This is a genomic window from Terrabacter sp. P5_B1 (assembly GCF_056400505.1).
The window spans coordinates 1-5,314 of the sequence record NZ_JBFULD010000298.1; the positions used below are offsets into that span (position 1 = coordinate 1).

6 protein-coding genes are annotated in these 5,314 nt (G+C 72.2%); 2 read left to right on the forward strand and 4 right to left on the reverse strand.

Going from position 1 to position 5,314, the window contains the following annotated elements; genetic code table 11:
• Positions 1-35 precede the first annotated feature (35 nt).
• Together AC1DP0_RS17625 and AC1DP0_RS17630 are read right to left on the reverse strand one after the other, a co-directional pair.
• Entirely contained in the window at positions 36-797 is a 762-nt protein-coding gene (locus tag AC1DP0_RS17625) for a DUF5995 family protein (protein ID WP_478086866.1), read from the reverse strand.
• Positions 798-814: 17 nt separating this feature from the next.
• Complete coding sequence (locus AC1DP0_RS17630) at positions 815-1,960, reverse strand: aminotransferase class I/II-fold pyridoxal phosphate-dependent enzyme (RefSeq protein WP_478086879.1); 1,146 nt, start codon at positions 1,958-1,960, stop codon at positions 815-817.
• 212 nt (positions 1,961-2,172) lie between these two features.
• On the opposite strand from AC1DP0_RS17630, the gene AC1DP0_RS17635 reads away from it, so the two are divergent.
• Positions 2,173-3,240 carry an alpha/beta fold hydrolase gene (locus AC1DP0_RS17635; protein WP_478086868.1) on the forward strand — a complete coding sequence of 356 codons (1,068 nt, stop codon included), beginning with the start codon at positions 2,173-2,175 and terminating at the stop codon, positions 3,238-3,240.
• Positions 3,241-3,269: 29 nt separating this feature from the next.
• Positions 3,270-4,142: an LLM class F420-dependent oxidoreductase gene (locus tag AC1DP0_RS17640; protein WP_478086871.1), complete on the forward strand. Its 873-nt coding sequence runs from the start codon at positions 3,270-3,272 to the stop codon at positions 4,140-4,142.
• A gap of 10 nt (positions 4,143-4,152) precedes the next feature.
• On the opposite strand, the gene AC1DP0_RS17645 is transcribed toward AC1DP0_RS17640, so the two are convergent.
• Entirely contained in the window at positions 4,153-5,055 is a 903-nt protein-coding gene (locus AC1DP0_RS17645; RefSeq protein WP_478086874.1) for an ABC transporter permease subunit, read from the reverse strand.
• Positions 5,052-5,314 (reverse strand): hypothetical protein (locus tag AC1DP0_RS17650; protein ID WP_478086877.1); only part of this gene is annotated, 263 nt, incomplete at its 5' end. The genes AC1DP0_RS17645 and AC1DP0_RS17650, both read right to left, overlap by 4 nt.

Consider the following 5,314-nt stretch of genomic DNA (forward strand, 5'->3'; position numbering starts at 1 on the left):
GGTCCATGGCGAGCCGACCCTCGTCGCCTGAGTCCTCAGGCGGCGAGGTCGGCGACCGGGGTGAGCAGGTAGCGCCCCGCCATGCCGACCGTTCGCGACAGCGTCGCGAGGAAGTCCGAGCGCAGCGGCTCGGCGCCGTCGAGAGACCACAGCACCCGGGCGTTGGTCCACGCCGCGTCGCGGGCCCGGGTGATGCTCCAGCCGCTGACGAGGTCGGCGACCGGCCCGGCGTACTGCTCGTCGACGGCGAGCGCGATGCCGTCGAGGAAGGAGCGCCGCACCTCCTCCTGGACGGCGGCGAGCAGGTCGTTGACCCGGCGGTAGTCGGTCTCGACGTCCGGGCTGTCGGGGGTCAGACCGAGCTGCTGGCACGTCGTGACGACGGCGACGGGCAGGTCGTGGTTGATGTGCGCGTTCATCCCCGCCAAGGCGAACTGGATCGGCACCCGACCGGGCTCGCGACGGGCGCTGAAGAGCGGCTCCCACGACGGGTCGGGGGCGGCCGCGCCGACGGCGTCGAGGTAGAGCCCGGCGAAGACGAGGTCGAGGCGGGTGACGAAGGCAGGGTTGGTGAAGAACCCCGCGACGAGGCGGTCGCGCACGAGCTCGGTGACCCGGAGGTACATCCGGTTGAAGTCGGCCACGCCGTCGTCGGCAGGCAGGTCCCGGTCGATCTCACGCATCCGCTCGACGACGGCCTCCACCGACGCCAGCTGGCCCGGCGGCGGCGCCACCGGGCGTGCCCGACCGCCGACCCGCGAGCGGACCCACGCCACCGCGTCGGAGAACCACCCCATGACCTGACGCTAGTGCGTCACCGCGCGTTGAACGCCTCGATCCGCTCGATCGCCTCACCCACGGCCGTGGTGCCGGCCGCGAAGCTGAGCCGCACCGAGTGGGCGCCCGCACGGTCGTCGAAGTCGCCGCCCGGCGTGATGGCGACGCCGACCTCCTCGAGCAGGGCCTTCGCGTATGCCGCGGAGCTGCCCCAACGGGCGAGCTGCGGTCCGAGGTCTGCCCAGTAGTAGAACGCGCCGTCCGGGGGTGCGGACTCCCCCCACCCGAGCCGGGCTGCGTTGTCGAGCAACAGCTTCCGCGTGCGCGAGAACTCGGCCACGGCCTCGTCGCACTCGCGGTAGGACTCCTCGGCGAAGGCTGACACCGCGGCATACTGCGCCGGAGCAGGCGGGCACAGCGCGACGTTGCCCGCGAGCGCATCGACGGGCCGCGCGAGGTTCTCGGGCAGGAGCATCCAGCCCAGGCGCCAGCCGGTCATGCCCCAGTACTTGCTGAACGAGGAGATGACGAGCGAGGACTCGTCGCTCTCCCAGGCGCAGACCCCGCGCGGGTCCGCGGCGGCCGCCTCGGGATAGGTGACGCCGTGGTAGATCTCGTCGCTGACGAGGCGAACCCCTTGGGTGCGGCACCAGTCGGTGATCGCGGCGAGCTCGGCACGGTCGACCATGGTGCCCGTCGGGTTCGCCGGCGAGGCGACGATGAGCCCGGCGAGCGGCCCACCGGCCTGAGCGGCGTCGAGCAGGGCCGGCGTCGGCTGGTAGCGCGTCTCGGGGCCGCAGTCGATCTCGACGACCTCACAGCCGAGCGAGGTGAGGATGTTGCGGTAGGCGGGGTAGCCCGGCCGGGCGAGAGCGACGCGGTCGCCGACCTCGAAGGCTGCGAGGAAGGCCAGGACGAAGGCGCCCGACGAGCCGGTGGTGATCGCGACGCGCGCCGGGTCGACGTCGAGGCCGTACCAGCGGCCGTAGTGGGCCGCGATCTCCGACCGCAGCTCGCGGATGCCGAGCGCCGACGTGTAGGTCARAGCCCGCCCGGACCCGTGGATCCGGGCCGCCGCCTCCGAGACCAGGCGCGGCGCCCCGCCCGACGGCTCACCGGCGCAGAGCGACACCACGTCGCGACCCTCGGCGCGCAGCACGGCCACCCGGTCGAGGACGTCCATGACCTCGAAGGGCGGCACCTCCGAGCGCCGGGAGGGCTGGAGCTGGCGGGTCGGACGGACGGTCTCAGGGGCCACCCCTTCAGTCTGCCTGAACCCTCGACACCGGAAACGCGCCGTTCATGGGGGCCTCGACGAAAGAGTGCGGCGACCACACTGACCGGCGCACGCCAGCAGTGCTAGACAGTGGTCCATTCACTGCGAAAGGGCCAGCCATGACAGCGTCGTCGTTCACCTGCAGCCTCGTCGAGACCTCCCGCCTCACCACGAACGTGTGGTCGAGCGGGCCGGACGACGGTGTCCCGATCCTGCTCGTGCACGGCAACCTCTCCACGGGCGGCTACTGGCGCTATGTCGCGGATGCCCTCGGCGAGCTCGCCGACGACGTCCGGGTCATCGCCCCCGACCTGCGTGGCTTCGGCCGCACCGAGGCGCACCCGATCGACGCGACCCGGGGGCTCGGGGACATGGTCGAGGACGTGCACGCCCTGCTGGATGCCCTGGGGCTGGCCGACGAGTGCCGCGTCATCGCCGCCGGCTGGTCGATGGGCGCGGGAGTCCTCGAGCAGCTCATGCTCGAGCACCCCGACGACCTCGCGGGCGTCGTCCTCGTGGCACCGCTGTCGCCACACGGTTTCGGCGGAACCGTCGACGCCGCAGGCACGCCCGCGTTCGACGATGGCGCGAGCACCGGCGGTGGCGCCGCGAACGCGGACTTCGTGCGGCGCCTCGCCGCCAAGGACGCCGGCGACGAGGACCCGCAGAGCAGCCCTCGCGTCGTCATGCGCACCTTCTACGGCCCGGGCGCCAACGCCGCGAACGTCGACGAGGACTTCCTCGTCGACGAGCTGCTCCTGACCCGGACCGGCGACGACTTCTACCCCGGCGACTCGACGTCCTCGGAGAACTGGCCGGGGCTGGCCCCCGGCACCCGGGGCGTGCTCAACACGATGACGCCMACCCACTTCGACGCCACCGCGATCGTCGACCTGGAGCGCAAGCCGCCGGTCACCTGGGTGCACGGCACCGCCGACCAGGTCGTCAGCGACACCTCGCTCTTCGACCTCGCGACGCTGGGCTCCCTGGGCGCGGTCCCGGGCTGGCCGGGCATGGACGTGCTCCCCTCCCAGCCGATGGTGGCCCAGATGCGGGCCGTCCTCAAGCGCTATGCCGCCGCCGGTGGCACCACGAGGGAGGTGGCCCTGGAAGGCATCGGACACGGCATACCCCTGGAGGTGCCGGCCGTGCTCGCCCGCGAGATCGAGTCGCTGATCACTGACTGATCCCAGCAGACCGTCGTAGTGTGCGAGGCATGGACCTCGGACTGCACATTTCCAACTTCACGTGGAGCGGCGGCTCCGCCACCTTCGTCGACGACCTGCGGCGCACCGCGAAGACTGCTGAGGACGTCGGCTTCACCAAGCTCTCGGTCATGGACCACGTGTGGCAGATCGGGCACCTCGGCCCGCCCGAGCACGAGATGCTCGAGGCCTACACCGCGCTCGGCTACCTCGCAGCAGTCACCGACCGCGTCCAGCTCCTCGCGTGGGTCACGGCCGCCATCTACCGCGAGCCGGGGATGCTCGCCAAGGAGGTCACCACCCTCGACGTGCTCTCGGGGGGACGCGCGATTCTCGGCATCGGCGCCGCCTGGAACGAGGCGGAGTCGGTCGGGCTCGGCCTGCCCTTCCCGGGCACGGCGGAGCGCTTCGAGCGGCTCGAGGAGACCCTGCAGATCTGCCTGCAGATGTGGAGCGACAGCGACGAGCCGTATGCCGGCAAGCACTACCAGCTCGGCCGCACCCTCAACTCGCCACAGTCGGTGCAGCGCCCGCACCCGCCGATCCTCATCGGCGGCGGCGGCGAGAAGAAGACGCTGCGCCTCGTCGCGCAGTACGCCCAGGCCTGCAACCTCTTCGACAGCCCCGACCTGGCGCACAAGCTCGAGGTGCTGCGCGGCCACTGCGAGACCCTCGGCCGCGACTACGACGAGATCGAGAAGACCGTCATGGGTCCCATCGATCCCGGCCCGAACGGCGAGAACGTCGACGCCACCCTCGAGCACCTGCGCCAGCTGGCCGGGCTCGGCGTGACGCACGTGCAGATGGGCGTCGCCGACGGCTCGCGCACCGACTGGCTCGAGCTCATCGGCGAGCGGATCATCCCCGAGGCCGCGAAGCTCTGACCGAGCCGCCTCAGCTGAGGATGTCGCTACGGCGGAAGCGGCGGTAGGCGAGCATCGTGAACGCGACCGCCCAGACGAGCGACCACAGCGCGCCGTGAACCACGTCGGTCCAGTCCGGCGAGACGGCGAGGGCGTCCTGCCAGGCCCGCGAGTAGTGCCCCGGGAACGCGTTGCGGTAGGGGTCGAGCGCGTCGAGCTGGTCGAGGATGTTGAACAGGATGCTGACGAGCACGGCGCCTCCCACCGCCGCGAGGGGGGCGTCCGAGCGCGTGCCGATCCAGAAGGCGATGGCCGCGATGGGCAGCAGCGTCACGAAGATGTAGCCCATCGCGAGGGCGAGCCGCGGCAGGAACTGGCCCCACGAGAGGTTCTCCCCGAGCGGGTTGGTCAGCGGGTCCCAGCCGTAGGCGATGCCGCCGACGAGCAGGCCCCAGGCCGGCAACAGGACCGTGGCGAGCAGGGTCGAGGCGATGCCGATGGCGAGCTTGCTCGTGAGCAGCCGGGCCCGCTGGACGGGCGCGACGAGCAGGTAGCGCAGCGACGACCACGACGCCTCGGACGGCACCGCGTCGCCGCAGAAGAGGGCGGCGAGGAGCACGAGGAGCAGTTCCGAGGCGAGGAACACGAGCACGAGGCTGAAGTTCGCGGCCCCGCTCTGGGCGAGGTCGAAGATCCGGGTCGACGACCCGCCGCGGCTGTTGCTCGAGCGCTGCCCGAAGGCGAACGACCCGACGAGGACGAGGGGCAGGGCGAGGAGCAGGCCGAAGGCCCAGAGCGTACGCCGCCTCCCCCACTGCCGGCCCAGCTCGGCCCGCCACGAGAGGGGGTCGCGGACCTGGCGGATCTCGCCGCTCGCGTCGGTCGACGCCGGCTCGATGACGCCGAGCAGCGCCTCACCGGGGGTGTCACTCATCGCGCCCTCACCTGTCTCAGTCGCTCGACGAGGGAGGCGCCCTCGTCTCCGGGCTCGGCCGGCGCGCCGGGGGCGGACGCCGACGAGATCACCCCGAGGAAGACCTCCTCGAGGTGGCGGCGGCTGCTGACGCCGACCACGGGCAGCCCTGCCGTGACGGCCGCCGCGACGACCTCGGCCCGGCCCCGGTCTGCCACGACGACGACCCGCGTCGGGGTGTCGACGCGCACCTCGGTGATGCCGTCGGTCGCCGCGAGGG

What these genes read in the sequence shown, in the direction of transcription:
- AC1DP0_RS17645 (WP_478086874.1), bottom strand. Translation starts at nt 5,055, where the DNA reads ATGAGTGACACCCCCGGTGAGGCGCTGCTCGGCGTCATCGAGCCGGCG.
- AC1DP0_RS17640 (WP_478086871.1), top strand. Translation starts at nt 3,270, where the DNA reads ATGGACCTCGGACTGCACATTTCCAACTTCACGTGGAGCGGCGGCTCC.
- AC1DP0_RS17625 (WP_478086866.1), bottom strand. Translation starts at nt 797, where the DNA reads ATGGGGTGGTTCTCCGACGCGGTGGCGTGGGTCCGCTCGCGGGTCGGC.